The sequence below is a fragment of the Eximiradius sp. genome, from assembly GCA_937127445.1.
In the GTDB taxonomy this organism is placed as follows: domain Bacteria; phylum Bacteroidota; class Ignavibacteria; order Kapaibacteriales; family UBA2268; genus JAKIZO01.
In genome coordinates this window covers 37,053-52,595 of sequence record CAKZLY010000006.1, presented here as the reverse complement: position 1 = coordinate 52,595, position 15,543 = coordinate 37,053, and the positions used below count along the sequence as shown (strand labels likewise).

Annotated in this window: 15 protein-coding genes; 3 read left to right on the top strand and 12 right to left on the bottom strand. The window is 34.8% G+C overall.

Annotation, left to right across the window (positions count from 1 at the left end):
- Window position 1 precedes the first annotated feature (1 nt).
- The 5 genes from AC6QZF_RS01350 to AC6QZF_RS01330 all read right to left on the bottom strand — a co-directional run bounded on the left by AC6QZF_RS01350 (window position 2) and on the right by AC6QZF_RS01330 (window position 5,535).
- Entirely contained in the window at window positions 2-1,324 is a 1,323-nt protein-coding gene (locus AC6QZF_RS01350) for a cyclic 2,3-diphosphoglycerate synthase (RefSeq protein ID WP_499798088.1), read from the bottom strand.
- A gap of 35 nt (window positions 1,325-1,359) precedes the next feature.
- Window positions 1,360-2,562, bottom strand: a complete 1,203-nt coding sequence (rocD, locus tag AC6QZF_RS01345) for an ornithine--oxo-acid transaminase (protein ID WP_499798087.1) — start codon at window positions 2,560-2,562, stop codon at window positions 1,360-1,362.
- 77 nt (window positions 2,563-2,639) lie between these two features.
- The gene (locus tag AC6QZF_RS01340; protein WP_499798086.1) at window positions 2,640-2,777 is read right to left on the bottom strand and encodes a hypothetical protein; all 138 of its coding nucleotides are present in this window, start codon (window positions 2,775-2,777) and stop codon (window positions 2,640-2,642) included.
- A gap of 86 nt (window positions 2,778-2,863) precedes the next feature.
- A complete protein-coding gene (locus AC6QZF_RS01335; protein WP_499798085.1) occupies window positions 2,864-3,625 on the bottom strand; it encodes a glycerophosphodiester phosphodiesterase in 762 nt (253 codons plus the stop codon).
- Between the two features lie 62 nt (window positions 3,626-3,687).
- The gene (locus AC6QZF_RS01330; protein ID WP_499798084.1) at window positions 3,688-5,535 is read right to left on the bottom strand and encodes a T9SS type A sorting domain-containing protein; all 1,848 of its coding nucleotides are present in this window, start codon (window positions 5,533-5,535) and stop codon (window positions 3,688-3,690) included.
- 138 nt (window positions 5,536-5,673) lie between these two features.
- Here AC6QZF_RS01330 and ruvA point away from each other — a divergent pair, with 138 nt between their 5' ends.
- Window positions 5,674-6,276 carry a Holliday junction branch migration protein RuvA gene (ruvA, locus tag AC6QZF_RS01325; protein WP_499798083.1) on the top strand — a complete coding sequence of 201 codons (603 nt, stop codon included), beginning with the start codon at window positions 5,674-5,676 and terminating at the stop codon, window positions 6,274-6,276.
- Window positions 6,273-7,037 carry a HisA/HisF-related TIM barrel protein gene (locus tag AC6QZF_RS01320; protein ID WP_499798082.1) on the top strand — a complete coding sequence of 255 codons (765 nt, stop codon included), beginning with the start codon at window positions 6,273-6,275 and terminating at the stop codon, window positions 7,035-7,037. Before ruvA ends, AC6QZF_RS01320 begins: the two co-directional genes overlap by 4 nt.
- Here the strand turns inward: AC6QZF_RS01320 and AC6QZF_RS01315 are convergent, their stop codons facing one another.
- Together AC6QZF_RS01315 and AC6QZF_RS01310 are read right to left on the bottom strand one after the other, a co-directional pair.
- Window positions 7,038-8,039 carry a DUF3137 domain-containing protein gene (locus tag AC6QZF_RS01315; RefSeq protein ID WP_499798081.1) on the bottom strand — a complete coding sequence of 334 codons (1,002 nt, stop codon included), beginning with the start codon at window positions 8,037-8,039 and terminating at the stop codon, window positions 7,038-7,040. It lies immediately after the preceding gene.
- Between the two features lie 11 nt (window positions 8,040-8,050).
- Window positions 8,051-8,608, bottom strand: a complete 558-nt coding sequence (locus tag AC6QZF_RS01310) for a LemA family protein (protein ID WP_499798080.1) — start codon at window positions 8,606-8,608, stop codon at window positions 8,051-8,053.
- A gap of 175 nt (window positions 8,609-8,783) precedes the next feature.
- Here AC6QZF_RS01310 and AC6QZF_RS01305 point away from each other — a divergent pair, with 175 nt between their 5' ends.
- Window positions 8,784-12,569 (top strand): WD40 repeat domain-containing protein, encoded by a 3,786-nt coding sequence (locus AC6QZF_RS01305; protein WP_499798079.1) that lies wholly within the window; start codon window positions 8,784-8,786, stop codon window positions 12,567-12,569.
- 191 nt (window positions 12,570-12,760) lie between these two features.
- On the opposite strand, the gene rplT is transcribed toward AC6QZF_RS01305, so the two are convergent.
- The 5 genes from rplT to AC6QZF_RS01280 form a co-directional block, all read right to left on the bottom strand.
- Entirely contained in the window at window positions 12,761-13,105 is a 345-nt protein-coding gene (gene rplT / locus AC6QZF_RS01300) for a 50S ribosomal protein L20 (RefSeq protein WP_498368323.1), read from the bottom strand.
- Between the two features lie 74 nt (window positions 13,106-13,179).
- Window positions 13,180-13,374, bottom strand: coding sequence for a 50S ribosomal protein L35 (gene rpmI / locus AC6QZF_RS01295; RefSeq protein WP_499798078.1), 195 nt, complete (start codon window positions 13,372-13,374; stop codon window positions 13,180-13,182).
- 76 nt (window positions 13,375-13,450) lie between these two features.
- Window positions 13,451-14,557: an alanine racemase gene (gene alr, locus AC6QZF_RS01290; RefSeq protein ID WP_499798077.1), complete on the bottom strand. Its 1,107-nt coding sequence runs from the start codon at window positions 14,555-14,557 to the stop codon at window positions 13,451-13,453.
- Between the two features lie 24 nt (window positions 14,558-14,581).
- Window positions 14,582-15,127, bottom strand: a complete 546-nt coding sequence (locus tag AC6QZF_RS01285) for a hydrolase (RefSeq protein WP_499798076.1) — start codon at window positions 15,125-15,127, stop codon at window positions 14,582-14,584.
- Between the two features lie 2 nt (window positions 15,128-15,129).
- Window positions 15,130-15,483, bottom strand: coding sequence for an STAS domain-containing protein (locus AC6QZF_RS01280; RefSeq protein ID WP_499798075.1), 354 nt, complete (start codon window positions 15,481-15,483; stop codon window positions 15,130-15,132).
- Window positions 15,484-15,543 lie beyond the last annotated feature (60 nt).

Sequence of the window (15,543 nt, the reverse complement as noted above, 5' to 3'; positions counted from 1 at the left end):
ATTACTTTAATTTTGGCATATCTCTAAGAACATCTGCGATTTTTGGTGCAGAAATCTCTGTTAATTCATAGTAAACACGGGTATTTGGCTTGTTGATTTTGATGAAACGAGCAAGATTAATAGGAGTACCGATTACAACCGAATCGCACTCAACATTGTTGATTGTTGCTTCAAGGTCAGCCATTTGTTGCTTGCCATAACCCATTGCTGGAAGCAATATGCCGATTTCTGGATAAATTTCGAATGTTTCAGCAATTTTGCCAACAACATAAGGACGTGGATCGACAAAGTCAGCAGCACCATAGCGACGAGCTGCTACCATACCTGCACCGTGATCCATTTCGCCGTGTGTTAAAGTTGGACCGTCTTCAACTACCAATACGTTCTTGCCTTTGATAACTTCTGGTTTTTCAACCATAATTGATGACGCAGCAAGAATAATATGCGCCTTTGGATTGTATTCACGAACATTATCCAATACTTCTTCAATATCTTCTGGATAAGCAGAGTCAACTTTATTTATTACTACTACATCAGCCATACGTAGATTTACTTCACCAGGATAGTAGCTAATTTCGTGTCCAGGACGTAATGGGTCAACTACTACTATATGTAAATCTGGTTGATAGAATGGCATATCATTATTGCCACCGTCCCATACTATTACATCAGCTTCTTTTTCTGCTTCACGTAGAATTGCTTCATAATCAACTCCAGCATAAATTACCGAACCCATTGCGATATGCGGTTCGTATTCTTCCATCTCTTCAATTGTGCAGTTGTGCTTGTCTAAATCTTCGATAGAAGCAAAACGCTGAACTTTCTGTGCTTCCAAATCTCCATAAGGCATTGGGTGACGAACTGAAACAACTTTCTTGCCCATTGCTATCAATTGACGAACAACTTCTCTTGTAGTTTGGCTTTTCCCACAACCTGTGCGAACTGCACAAATGGAAATAACAGGTTTTGTTGATTTTATCATTGTTGGATATGAACCCATCATTGAGAATTTTGCACCAGCTGCCATTACTCGCGAGCCAATGTGCATAACTTTATCATAAGGAAGGTCGCTATATGATAATACACATTCATCTATATTATATTCTTTGATTAATTTTTCTAAATCAGCTTCATCAAAAATTGGAATCCCATTCGGATAGAGTTTCCCTGCTAATGATGCAGGATATTTACGTCCATCAATATCTGGAATTTGAGCTGCTGTAAAGGCAACGACTTCATACATTTCATTGTCGCGATACATTGTGTTAAAATTGTGAAAATCACGACCAGCGGCACCAATGATGATTACACGTTGTTTTTTCATAATATCTCCTTATTATTTTTGAAATAATTAAACAATTATCCTAAATTTTCATTTAATACTTTTTCAATTGTTGCAACTGCCCAATCTATTTCCTCTTTTGTAATTACAAGAGGTGGAGCTATCCTAATTATAGTTTCGTGTGTATCTTTGCATAGCATTCCTTCTTCCATCAATCTTACGCAGTATGGACGTGCTTTGGTGTTCAGAACAAGACCTATCCACAAGCCACGACCGCGAACCATATTGATTTTGGGATTATTTATTGAGCGAAGTTTGTTGATAAAGTATTCACCCATTTCAGCTGAACGCTCTATCATCTTTTCTTCTATCAATACCTCAAGAGCGCGAATTGCTACTGCTGCTGCAAGTGGATTTCCCCCAAAAGTTGAACCATGCTGTCCTGGCTTGATTACAAGCATAATATGCTTATCTGCCAAAACGCCCGAAACCGGATAGAACCCACCTGAAAGTGCTTTACCAACAATTACTATATCTGGACGAACGCCTTCGTAATAATGAGCAAAAAGCTTCCCTGCGCGACCAAGTCCCGCTTGAATTTCATCACAAATAAACAGAATATTTTTCTCACGGCAAATTTGCTCCACTGCTTTCAAATATCCCTCAGGTGGAATTACCACTCCGCCTTCGCCTTGAATTGGCTCGATAAGAATACCAACTGTATTTTCTGTAATCTTGGATTTCAAATCTTCAATGTTACCATATTCGTGCATTGGGAATGCTTCTTTGCAATAAGGTCCATATCCATAATATGAATCTGGGTCGTCTGAAAATCCTACAATTGTAGTTGTTCTTCCGTGGAAATTGCCAGTTGCTACAACAATCTCAGCTTTGTCTTTTTCGACGCCTTTAACATCATAACCCCAACGACGAGCAAGTTTAATTGCTGTTTCTACTGCTTCGGCACCTGAGTTCATCGGCAGGAACATATCGTAGCCCGTCAGCTCGTGCATTTTCTTATAGAGCATCGGCAATTTATCATTGCGGAATGCACGGCTGGTGAGAGTTACTTTATTTACTTGCTCCAAAAACGCTTCTTTGATTTTTGGATGGCAATGCCCTTGATTAACTGCTGAATAGGCTGCAAGACAGTCTAAATACTTTTTCCCTTCTACATCGTATACGAAGCAACCTTCGGCTCTTTCGACAACTACATCCAGCGGATGATAATTGTGAGCTCCGTATTCATTCTCAATAGCAATGTAATCTTGTGTTTTCAATGTAATTCTCCAATTAATTAATAAAGTATATTAATTTATTAAGTTAATAATTATTTCAAATTATTGAGATGGTGAAATCAAATGGGAGCGTCTGTCGAGTAGTGCTTGAAACGCAAAATTTTTCCTGCTCGTGATGCAGGAACTGCGAATGGACTTTTGCTTGTTTTGCCATTCAAATAGAAATAATTGGTTATATATGAATCAATTTTATACATATATACTTTTATACTTTTTAATAAGTATATACAAATATACAAAAATTTAATCACATAAAAAATATGTTTCTACTATGAAAAAACGATTAATAATTGTTTATTTTTGAAAGCAATTCATTCATTTTGCAAGGATAATTCGTCCCTATTGCATTAACTCCTGACCTTATCGCAAGCTCAAAATCTTCTTCGCTATCTGTGTTATATACTCCCCAGATAATCCTGTGCTTATTTATATCATCTCGAATTCTGTCATTTATTTCGTCCACCGCACAAATGTATGCGTCTATTGCAAATTGTGCTCTTATTTCCGAAGGTAAAATGTTATCACCAGGGATTTTTATTGCTGCTATATGCGCCAATGGGTATTCTTGCTTGATTGTTTTCAAAATACTGTAATCAAAAGAAGCCAGTGCAGCCGATGATATAAAATTGTGCTTTTCTAATGTCTTCAATATTATTTTTGCTGTTTTTAGTGTTTCAAGATTGGGCTTGATTTCCAGTCCTAAAAATGCTTGACCCTTTATCAATTCTATTAATTCATCTAAAAGTGGTATTCTTTCGCTTTCATATTCTTTGTTGAACCAAATTCCAGCTGAAAGATTTTTCAAATCGTTGTATGTATATTCTCCAATAAGCCCTGTTCCAGAAACAGTTCTTCCTAACTCATCATCGTGAAAAACTATTGGGATATTGTCTTTTGTGATTTGCACATCCGCTTCTATTACCTTTGCTCCACACGTTATTGCCTGACGAAAGGCTTCCAATGTGTTTTCAGGTGCATTGCCCGATGCCCCACGATGTGCTGCTATAAATCTATTGTTCTTCTCAACAAACTCTTTCAAAGTCATATTATGTATTTTCCATTAAAACAATTAAAAAAAATCAATATACGAATTTTCTATTTATTTTATTAATTTGAACTCTGCAAAATAAATTTTCCGTTAAGCCATTTGTCTGGTTCATACTCATATCTAATAAAATAGTATCCGTTAGGAAAACTTGTTAAGTCTATACTAATCAATTTATTGCTTGAATTCTCAATTCGATAGATTATTTTCCCTGTAATATCTGCGATGAATAGTTCTTTTATATCTTGTTTGAGCTCTATATTCAATATCCCTGGACAAGGATTCGGGTAATACTTCCATTTAATTTCAAAATTATTGCTGTTGGTAATCATTTCATCAGATGGCATAACCGAATTTATCGTTTCATTGTTGTGGTTAGCTACAATTAAGGTATCGCCTGTAAGCACAGTTTTCGTAATACAAGGTGGCAGGTAGCTAAACTGATAGATTGTTTGCAAAATCAATGAATTCAGCAACTGAACTGAATAATTATCGGTTGTCGGCTCTAAATGTTTCCCACCAATACCACTATCATCGGTTAGAAACAGATACGTTCCATTTGTAAGAATTGCAAATGCTCTCATCAGATATTCTGTACTTTTGTCTATTCCGCTACAAGTTAACGGAACAATGCGAATCCCTTTTGCCGAAGCAAGCTTTATATGTTTTTGAAGCCGTTCAATAACTTCGGGTTGGGAGTGGGGGGGAGCATCAAGCACAAGGAAGATAATTCTTGAGGTAGCATCTTCGCTCCAACTCAAATTCGCAATCGCTTCTTCCAGAGCATAATCTACTGCTTCTGGAAAATCTCCTCCGCCATCAGCATAATTTGTTTTAATAAAATCTATCAATTTTGTAATATCTTGTGTGAAATCAACAGATTTCACTAAATATTCATCGCCAAAATCACGATAGAAGGACGCCGAAATTCGTATCGACATTTCTGGTATTGTGTCTTTAACTCGTCCAATTATATCCGTCAGCTCGGCTTTTAAATATTCAATCTCATCGCCCATCGAGCCTGTTGCATCGACTACAAAAGCAATATCTAAGCTTTTGTTGTAATTACAATTTTCATCAATCTCTAAAAAGTTTATTCCTTCGTAAAATTTCTTCGGATTTTCTATGAAATAACTGCGGTTCTTATAATTTATTTCGACATTTAATCTACTATGGTTTTCGAAAATGTTAAACGCATTCGTCCATAGTTCGGCTTTGCCAGTATTATCTGTTCGTGATTGCCATAGAACTTTCTCTCCGTCTTTGAGAATAACTATTGCATCAACTATAGGACTGTTTGACGTGGTTTTTAACTGAACCGTATATCTATCAATTGGACTAAAACACCAATTTTTTCTATATTCGAACAAATCGTTTTCCGAAATATCATTCCACATTCTCCATTTTTTGAAGTCATTTATATCGCCTGCGGTGAGTTTCTTCGCTGAAATATTATCTTGCGAAAATGTTGGCTGCGGTTCGTGAAAATCCAAAGATGCTTTCAGCATTGCAATATCTCCGACTTCGCTTTTAACAGATAAAGCTTCAGCTCTACCCCCGTAAGCTGCAGATCTATAAAATCCTTTGCTTCTATGACTAATCTTATATTCTTTGCTTAATGTAATTAGATAGTTTTCATCGTTGAATGCAAATACTTTAATTTGCTTTGTGCTGTATGATTTGCTTTTGATTGTAATAATTCCAATGCTGTCGCTTGTTTCGAACGAAAAATATCCCTTTGCGTTTGTTTCACTTTTAATAGTTTTGGTCGAACCTTTGAATTCAATTTTGGCTTTTGCAACGGGCTTATGTTCGTCATTTATCACTCTTCCTTTTACATAAAAGCTCGCAAATAATGCTGAAAAGGAGAGTAAAAACGCGATTAAATAAATTACGATATGCTTTTTCATATCTATTCCCTTTATTTGTTAAAATAATAACGTAGTATTTCATTCATTAGTTACAAAGAAATAGTAAATTTGTGAAACTTCATTTTCATTCTTGTTAATTGATTATTATATTTGCTAAAAATTAAGTTGCATAATTAAATGATTTCATTAATTAGCGGGCAAATATTAGAAAAAAAGCCAACTTCCGTTATAGTTGATTGCAACGGGATTGGCTACGAGTTAATGGTTTCGGTCATTGCTTCCTCGAAACTTCCCAAAACAGGGGAACCCGTCCGGCTTCGCACTGTATTAATACCACGCGAAGACCAATTCCTATTGTTTGGCTTCATGGACGAGAGCGAAAGAGAACTTTTTAAATCGCTCATTAGCATTTCAGGCATAGGTCCGAAGACAGCTATCGGAATTTTATCCGCAGCCAGTCCTGCTGAATTAGCCAATTATATCCAGACTGAAAATCTTCATGCATTGCAAAAATTGCCAGGTATCGGCAAAAAATCTGCCGAACGTCTTTTGATTGAGCTTAAAGACAAAATCTCTAAATTATCGATTGCTCCGGAAGATTTGCTTGGCGAAGATGCTTTGCTAAAAAGTGAATCTATTGCTGCCTTGTGTGCTTTGGGGTATAATCGTTCAGTTGCCGAGAAGGCTGTTAAAAAAGTCTATGATGAAAATGCGGGTAAAATAAACAACATCGAAACTTTGATTAAGCTTTCTCTTCAACTTGCGATGGAAATCAAATGATTCTAGTAATGCCACTCATAAAACTGTCCGATGGAGTTGGGGCAATCAAAATCCAATGTTCTTCCGAACTTGATGATTACTATTGCAGAATTTCCGAAGACCCACTACTTCTTGTAAAATTATGGCGAAAAGAAAATGCAAAATGTATTCATATTGTCGATGCTGATTCATTCAAAGGTAAGAATAATTATTTGAATTCCACCGCTGCTGTCTATATTGCTGAGTCTGTCGATATTCCTATCGAGTATTCTGCTGAATTCTCTGATGTTGAAGAATGTAGAGTAATTCTCAATTCTGGTATTTATAGAATTGTGCTTAACGAACTTTCTATTGCTGACCAGATGGGAGTTCGTAAGCTAATTGAAGAATTTACGCCTTCTCGCGTTGCTTTTCTATGTAAGTTAGTTGATGGAATGGTTCATTTTCCTGTTTCGAATTTGAATTACAATATTTCCGATTATTTAAAATTAATCAAAAGCTTCGGTGGTGATAGAATTATTCTAATTGATGAAACTTGTTTATCGAATAATCAAGATTATAGCTTCAATTTAATCGAACAAATTGGAAAAACCTTTGGAATAAAAATTACATTGTACGAAGGTATCAGTAATTCTAAATCATTAATTGCATTGAAAAATCTAAAAACGCAATATATTGATTCTACAATTATTGGAATTCCACTATACCAGAATCTTTTCCCTTGCCAGAATATTTGGAGGGAAGCCGAATCTCAAAAAATATCGCTATTTTTAGAAGAGTAGCTACTCCTTTGTCCAAATTCGAGTGTTTAAGTTCAATTCCTCGACAATGGAAACTGTATCGTTTATTAATGAAAAGAATTCTTCTGTTTTTCTGTAATCATTGTTGGAACGAAAAACTGACGGTTCGAACAATTTCTTTTTAAATGGCAATGCTATATAAAGACAACTATTCACAAGAGAAATAAAAAGATACTGGAATTTACCTTGTTTTAATTTCAGTATCCGCTCCATCATACTCGATGATAGCAAATATCTCGCTTCAATTTGATCAGAACCATAGACTACAAATTCACGTTCAAAATCGGGATTTTCCAGTTCGATAAGTTTTCCTCTACTAAAATTCATTTTCTGGAAAAATTTCCCGAGCCCGCCAAATCTTTTTTGAGCAAAATCAGGAAAAATAAAGTATTTACCATTGAAATTTTTATGAAAATCTGCAATGAAGAATATTCCTTCAAAAATTTGTCGCTTTTTTTCTTTGTCCTCCCCAGAATCAACTATTTTCCAAGCGTGCACCTCTGAAAATTTTATCTCTGTTTTGTCGATGACACCAGATACCAAGTCGTCACCATAATATTTATTAATTTTATCTCTAAAAATATCTGATTTGATGAATTGCTCTGGGGGAATATATTCAGTCGGCGAATAGCTCAAATTCTCATTTATGAATTTAACTATTTTCCCAATCACAACTTTTTTGAAATTAGAAATAAACTCTTGAATTACTCTGCCGTTTTTTTGAAAAAGCAAAATAATTGTAGAAATTGAGAAAACTATCGAAACGATTATCGGTATATTGTATTCTTTCTCATTAAAATAATCGCCGTATATTAATTTATTTACAAACAGTCCAACAATAATTAATAAAACAATAATAATTATGTAAATTAGAATGTTTTTGAAAATAAGTTTTATAGTTTTTTGCCGCTTATGTTCAAGCAAATTCAAATCGATATGCAAAACAGTATCGAAGAAATTCTTGAACTCTTCAATAGTTTTCATAAGAATTTCCTCTAACTATTGAATAAGTTTTTAACATTAACGTTTTGGCGTTCTGCTTCGCTTGCTTCGAAAAATGGACGTGATTTGAAGCCCATTATCATTGCAACTAAGTTTGTTGGGAACATTTGAACTGCATTGTTGTAGGAATTCACTGCTGCATTGTATGCACGGCGTGCAGCAGAAAGTTGCTCTTCTACTTCATTGAGTGCAGCCTGAAGTTGAAGAAAATTTGTATTTGCCTTCAAATCAGGATAATTCTCGACTGCTATATTGATTGCACCCAAAGCATGTGTTATTTTGTTATCAAGTTCTACTCTTTCGCTATCGGAGATATTCCCGCTTATTGCACGCGAGCGAAGCTCAGTAATCTCGGTGAGCAAACCGCGCTCGTGTTCCATATACTTCTGTACTGCAGCGACTAAATTAGGAATTAAGTCGTAACGCTTTTTCAAATATGAATCAATTCCAGCAAATGCATTGTTTACAGCATTGCGTTTAGCTATTAATGAATTGAATAGAATTACTATTAATAAAAGGACAGCAATAATAATAATTAATTCTACTGACATAACTTACCTATACTATTGAGAATAATAATAGAATAACTTACATAAATTAAATATAAATAACAATAAAAAAAACTTGAAAAAAGTAAAATTATTTTTATTTTTGGTATATTTATTGCTCATTTATTTGAAATGTTAATTAGTTATAAGACCCAATTTTGAGGTTGGGGGGGATAAAATGAGAAGAGTTTTTATTATTTCGTTGCTATTTCTACTATCAAGTACTCTTGTGCAGAGCCAGAATTTTTTAAAGATAGTAGATTATTCCTATTCCGATTATCCGTCTTTGAAACTACGTTTTTTTGCTTATTCTGCCGATGGAGAATTAATTGTAAACCCTGATAGAAATAATTATGCACTATCTGATAATGGTGCAGCATTAAATATTAATAGCATAAAATGCGAATTCTCTGATATTATTAAAAGCTCTCTTGTTCTTTCCCTCGATAAAGCTCTTTCTTTGGGTGACGACAGCCAATTATATATGAAACTTGCTAAAAGAATTTTCGATACATTAAGTTTTTTGATGTGTGAAAAAGACAACGAAATTGCTGTTACTTCTTTTGATACCCGAAGCTTTTTAAATCATGATTTTTCTAATAATTATACTTCGCTTTCACGTGCAATAAACGCAATTCCTTCCTCAACAAGTTCATCAATAAATAAAGGGTTTATTTATAATTTACTTGGCTCGCTCAATATTGCAAAACTTGGTAGTTCAAAACGTTCTATAATTATTGCAACTCAAGGAGTTGCCGATTTCCAAGTAAATAATATTGCCGAAATTGCTATTCGGGATAGTATCTCAATATTCTTTATTTACTTCGGATCAAAAGCTCCTGCTGAAATAATTGAATTATGTAAATCCACCAATGGAGTTTGCTTCGATAATATTACAAACCTTGATGATATTACTCCTCTTGTTAATTCTTTATTCTATCTCGTTCGTGGCTCCGAACCTTGTAGTATTGATTTTATAGGTAATTACGACTGTTCGGAAAATCATACTATTCGACTTACTGATAATTCGAGTGGTTATTTTGATGAATTTAATTTTGATGTTATCGATAAGGATAAACCGACAATTCAATCAAATCCTTCCTATTTGAGCTATTCATCAGTTCCAATTGGTCAATCGCTTACACAGGATATTACAATTACGGCTATTAATTCAGATATAACTATAAATTCTATTCAAACTGAAAACCCATTATTTTCAATTGTTGCTGGAGCAGTCGCTAATCCATTTGTTCTTTCGAAGAACCAATCTCATACTATTTCAATAAGATACTCTCCATTAGATTCTGCTATTGTATTTACAAGATTAATTATTGAATCAAATGCTTGCAGTGGAAATGAAATTTATATCACTGGTGGCTTTCCAAATCGTCCCCCAAAAGTAAAAACCATTGAAATAGTAAATCCAAAATGCGGCGAAACACTTGTTGTTGGCGATACTATTGATATTCGTTGGCATGGATTGCTCCCCAAAGATATCATTCAGCTCGAATATTCAATAAATGATGGTAAAAATTGGCATGCTCTTGCTAAAAATGTAGAAAATTTGAGCTATCGATGGGTTGTCCCAGACATGGAAACTAATAATTTACTTATTCGTGCTGTTCAGCTATGGCCCAATAACGTTGGTAGAACGTTGAATTTGGAACATAGAAATTCAGTGAATTCAGCTTTTTTCAATACTATTTGCGATAAAGTGGTTACTGCCTCCGATGATTCAACTGTTGTTGTTTGGAACTCTAATAATGGCGAAAAAATAGCTACTTTTACTTTTTCGGATAAAGTGAATTATGCTGTTTTTGATAAAACTGGGAATTTTATTCTTGTTGCCGTTAAAGACGGTTATATATATAAATATAACCTTTCTAACTCAAAATTAGAAGGAATATTCTTGCATAATAAAGATTCTGAAGTGCTAAATGTTCAAGTCTGTCCACTAAATCAACGATTTGTTTCAACTACAAAAGATGGGAGCTTATTTATCTGGTATTTGAATGGTGGGCTAATCAAAAAAATAGGATATAACGGCGATGATTACGCGCTCTATGCTACTTTTGATGTTGCTGGTAGCAGAATTATGATTACTACTCAGTCCGGGCGAACTAAATTTTATGATTTAAATGGGAATGAAATTAATACTATTGATACAAGACTCCCAGGGCAAACTATTTCTTATTCCAGAAATGGTGCTATCAATTCGGATGGTTCGTTGATTGCTGCTGTCAATGATCCAGATAATTCTGCGGTTATTATTAATAATAATGATAAAAGCTTAAGATACAAAATTCAACATAAAGTTGATGATACTACTCGTGTCTTTATAAATTATTTATCCTTCTTTTATAATCCTGACGATAATACAGAATATCTTCTTTCTGCAGGAACTGATAATACTGTTCGTCGATGGATTGCTCGAGATGGCTCTATTCCTAAAGGATTAGATGGCAAGGACACTCTGCACATTTTCCGCGAACACACAAAACCCGTAATGACAAGCGTTTTCAATTTCGATGGCTCGCGTCTTCTTACTGCCAGCTGGGATTCTACTGCTAAAATATGGAACTTGAACCAGCGAGATCTCCAAATGGATACCATCAATTGTTACATTTCGATTGGTAAAGCTAAAATTGAAACAATTAGCGTTGATTTCGGCGATGTTTATCTTAATGATGTTGTTGTAAAAACTCAAGGTTTTATCAGAAATTCAAAGAATTTTAAGTTTCAAATAAAAGAGCTTACCTTCTTTGGCCCGGATTTAAATGAGTTCCAGATTATTGATAAGTTCAGAACCCCATTTATTCTTAAAGAAAATGAACTACTGAACATTTCTATTAGATTTGAGCCTAAAACTCCTGGTGAAAAAAGAATTTATGCAAAAATTGTTATTCCCAGCGATACTATTTATGTTGAAATCAAAGGTCGTGGCATTGACTATGGCTTAACCTCTTTAAGCGATATTGTCGATTTTGGTACTCTTGATATTAATGATTATCGCGACACTACTCTTACCGATTTTATTCGAAATTTATCTCAAAGTGATATTATAATTGATAGTATTTTCTTTACAGGTCCAACTGACCGATATTTTAAAATTCTGTCTTTCCCAAAAACTCCTTTTGTCCTTTCTGCCAACCATGCACTCGATTTGAATTTAAGATATATTCCTTACAACTTAGGTAGAAGCAACGGCGTTATTGCTATTAGGCACAGTGGTTCCAAAGTACCTCTATTTATTAATTTATTCGGCAACGCTACGGGTGTCCTTCTTGATAGTTTGCTTATCGAGGTTGGAAATATTTCTGGAGCGAGTGGCAAATCCGTTGATTTACCAATAAAAATCACAAACCTTTCTGATAACAAACTTTTGAAACTTAACAATATCAAAGCCAGCTTATCTTTCAATTCTACTATGCTTGCTCCGATTGGCACTTTTGTCGATGATGTAATTGATATGTATAATAGAACAATTACATTTGTAATCCCATACGACGGTCGCCTGTCGGAAAACCATTTCTCAATTAAATTCAACATCGGAACAGGTAATGATACTATTACTGCTCTTAAGCTCTTTAATATTTATCCACTTGAAGATATTAAAGTTAAGTTCATTACTTCTGACGGTTCTTTCAAACTAACTGGGTACTGTAATCAAGGCGGTCCTCGACTTTTCGACCCTATTTCCGGTAATTTCGGCTTAGCTCAAAATCGGCCTAATCCTTTCTCGATTTCAACCACTATTGATTTTGAATTACTCGAAAAAGGCTTTACCAGCTTGAAAATTTACGACCTTACCGGGCAATTAATTAAAATTGTTTTCGAAGAATATAGGAATCAAGGCAACTATTCAGTCATTTTGAATGCTGGTGATATTGCACCGGGCTTGTATTACTATGTACTAGAAACCCCAACGCAAAAGTATATAAGAAATATGAGGATATTACGATAAATGTTTTAAAGAGAAACCTTCGGAAAGTTTCCGCAACCTTCCGAAGGTTATGAGATAGCACCTCTTTTTTGCTTTTGAGAGAATTCGCCTCATTGATATTTATATGCAAATGAGATGATTAAAATAAAAACCTTCGGAAGATTTCAATCCTTCCGAAGGCTATAAGACAGCTTCTTATAAAACAGAAAACTCTATATTACTTGCTTTACAATAGCAGCAAAAACTTCTGGCTTATTAGCTGCATAGTAAGCCAAAACCTTGCGATTGATTACTACACCCTTTTCTTTAAGTGCGTGTATCAATTTAGAATAAGTAGTCCCATTCATTCGTGCAGCAGCATTGATGCGAACAATCCACAAACTGCGGTACTCGCGTTTCTTCAATTTCCTGCCTACATATGCGTGGAGCAAACCTTTTTCAATGTGATTCTTCGCAATTGTCCAGACATTCTTACGACGCCCCCAGTAACCTTTGGCGAGCTTTAACATTTTCTTACGTCTGGCACGCGAAGCTACTTTGTTGACTGACCTTGGCATAATAAAAATCCTTAATAATTAAACAAAAAAAATATGGACTTAGGGAGAGCTTCGATACCCCATTCGTCCTAAAATTAAAGCGCAAGCAAACGTTTTACTCTTGGCTCATCAACTGCCGAAATTAATGTAGTCGTACGAAGTAATCTCTTGCGTTTTGGAGATTTCTTCGTAAGAATATGGCTGTGATAAGCTCTCTTACGTTTAATCCTGCCGCTCCCTGTGATTTCAAAACGTTTCTTTGCAGAACCGCTTGCTTTCATTTTTGGCATAATAATCACCCGTAAGCTTTGATAAAAATCGAACTACAAAATTACAATTAATTCAATTATAAAAAAAGTAAAATAATTATTTTTTTATAATGCGTGGCACCCGCTTGGTAATTAATGTTGTTACCTCGTATGTAATTGTTCCTGCTAATTCTGCAATCTCATAAACGGATATTTCTTCGCTGCCTTGTTTCCCAATTAGCACAACTTCATCTAACACCCCGACATTATCATTGCCAATATCGAACATACATTCGTCCATACAAATTGTACCAATTTGGTTGTACCTTTTTCCATTAATCAAACATTGCATTCTGTTGCTTAAATTTCGCAGAAGCCCGTCGCCATAACCAATCGGCACAACAGCTACATTTGTGTCTTTCTCAGCAATATATTTGAGCGAATACCCAACTGTTTCACCCTTTTTTACCGGTTTAATCAATTGAACTTTTGATTTCCAACTAAGTACTGGTCTCAAATCCATCTTTTTTGCCAGCTCAGGAGTACTCATCAATCCGTGCAGTGAAATACCTGGTCTAACAAGATTGCACGCTTTGCAGGGAATATTGACAAGCCCTGCACTATTCGAAAGATGTTTATATTTAAATTTATATCCTTTGCTTTCTATATACTCAATAGTTCGGTTAAATAGTTCCATTTGTTCCAGCGCAAAACCTAAATCATCGCTATCAGCAGTAGATAAATGGGAGCAAATCCCAATAATTTTAATATTCCCAAATTCTTCTGCTTTTTCAATGAATTTTAATGCTTGCTCGGGGGCAACTCCATCGCGATGCATCCCCGTATCTACAAATAAATGAGCAAAGACAGTCTTGCTCTGTGCTTTTGCTTTTTCTGAAAATAATCTTGCTATATCGAAACTCGAAAAAGTCGTTTCTATGTTGAATTCAAGGTATTTATCAATTTCATCTTCCTGAGCTGACACAAGCACAATCATTTTCCCACTATCGCCTAAATTTCGCACCTCAATAGCCTCATCGACAAAAGCAAATCCAAGATATTCAATGCCTTCATTGCGCAGAATTTTAGCATAATACTCTATCCCGTGACCATAAGCATTTGCTTTCACCATTGCCACTATTGATGAGTTCGGTGCAAATTTTTTTATCTGGGAAATATTATGGTGAAGGTTGCTTTCGTCTAACTCCGCAACTGTATATCTCATTTATTCCCTCTTTATGCTCGTTTTTTATTTTATTATTTTTGATATTTCTTTAAAATTAGGATGTTTAGAAGTGTTTGCTATCTCCATCAGCACCGATTCATATGTTGCTGGGAAAGCACCTTCTCTTAGCATCCTTTTCAAACCATATTCTTTATCAAATAATTTTCGCGACGATACACAATCTACAACTACAAACGGATTAAAATCATTTGCAATCAAATCTCGAACCGTTTGCATAACGCAAATATGAGCCTCGATCCCAGTGATTATTACATTCTTTCTTCTTGATTGGCGCAGCAAATTCAACACTTCGTCGCAACTTAAACAACTAAATGTATCCTTTTCGATTGGTTTGTAATCATCACCCAGCACTTCAATCAATCTATCTGATGTTTTCCCAAGTCCTTTGGGGTATTGCTCAGTAATAATTATTGGTACTTCCAATAACTTTAATCCACTAATCAATCTTGCATTATTATTGATTAATTCATCATTTTGATATATATGCGGCAACAACTTAGATTGAATATCTATTATCAATACAATTGAATTATCAGGTGTGAGAACCATTTCTATTCTTCTGCTTCTTTTACAAAAGTTTCAAGTGCTTCTTCAACTGTATCGTAGAATTCAAATAACTCGTCAATTCGAGTGATATTCATCAAGCTCCGAACAAAATCTTTCACACCCGTGAGAATTACGGGAATTGAATAATCTTTGAGCTGTCTGTGTGCAAGTAACAACGCCCCAAGCCCTGAACTATCTATTGCTTCCACGGGTGATAAATCAATGATTAATGCTTCAATATCGGGTTGTGCAACAATCAAGAGCTTTGCTTTCAGCTGAGCTGCCACTTGCCCATCAACATTAGAATTTTTCAAACGGAAAATCACAATATTGTTCTGGTTTTCTAACGTGAAGTTCATTTTTTTCCCTATATTTTATATTTAAATCTTATTCGTATTTTTATTAATTTGTATAAATAT

What these genes read in the sequence shown, in the direction of transcription:
- AC6QZF_RS01350 (WP_499798088.1), bottom strand. Translation starts at nt 1,324, where the DNA reads ATGAAAAAACAACGTGTAATCATCATTGGTGCCGCTGGTCGTGATTTT.
- AC6QZF_RS01340 (WP_499798086.1), bottom strand. Translation starts at nt 2,777, where the DNA reads ATGTATAAAATTGATTCATATATAACCAATTATTTCTATTTGAATGGC.
- AC6QZF_RS01335 (WP_499798085.1), bottom strand. Translation starts at nt 3,625, where the DNA reads ATGACTTTGAAAGAGTTTGTTGAGAAGAACAATAGATTTATAGCAGCA.
- AC6QZF_RS01330 (WP_499798084.1), bottom strand. Translation starts at nt 5,535, where the DNA reads ATGAAAAAGCATATCGTAATTTATTTAATCGCGTTTTTACTCTCCTTT.
- ruvA (WP_499798083.1), top strand. Translation starts at nt 5,674, where the DNA reads ATGATTTCATTAATTAGCGGGCAAATATTAGAAAAAAAGCCAACTTCC.
- AC6QZF_RS01320 (WP_499798082.1), top strand. Translation starts at nt 6,273, where the DNA reads ATGATTCTAGTAATGCCACTCATAAAACTGTCCGATGGAGTTGGGGCA.
- AC6QZF_RS01315 (WP_499798081.1), bottom strand. Translation starts at nt 8,039, where the DNA reads ATGAAAACTATTGAAGAGTTCAAGAATTTCTTCGATACTGTTTTGCAT.
- AC6QZF_RS01310 (WP_499798080.1), bottom strand. Translation starts at nt 8,608, where the DNA reads ATGTCAGTAGAATTAATTATTATTATTGCTGTCCTTTTATTAATAGTA.
- AC6QZF_RS01305 (WP_499798079.1), top strand. Translation starts at nt 8,784, where the DNA reads ATGAGAAGAGTTTTTATTATTTCGTTGCTATTTCTACTATCAAGTACT.
- rplT (WP_498368323.1), bottom strand. Translation starts at nt 13,105, where the DNA reads ATGCCAAGGTCAGTCAACAAAGTAGCTTCGCGTGCCAGACGTAAGAAA.
- rpmI (WP_499798078.1), bottom strand. Translation starts at nt 13,374, where the DNA reads ATGCCAAAAATGAAAGCAAGCGGTTCTGCAAAGAAACGTTTTGAAATC.
- alr (WP_499798077.1), bottom strand. Translation starts at nt 14,557, where the DNA reads ATGAGATATACAGTTGCGGAGTTAGACGAAAGCAACCTTCACCATAAT.
- AC6QZF_RS01285 (WP_499798076.1), bottom strand. Translation starts at nt 15,127, where the DNA reads ATGGTTCTCACACCTGATAATTCAATTGTATTGATAATAGATATTCAA.
- AC6QZF_RS01280 (WP_499798075.1), bottom strand. Translation starts at nt 15,483, where the DNA reads ATGAACTTCACGTTAGAAAACCAGAACAATATTGTGATTTTCCGTTTG.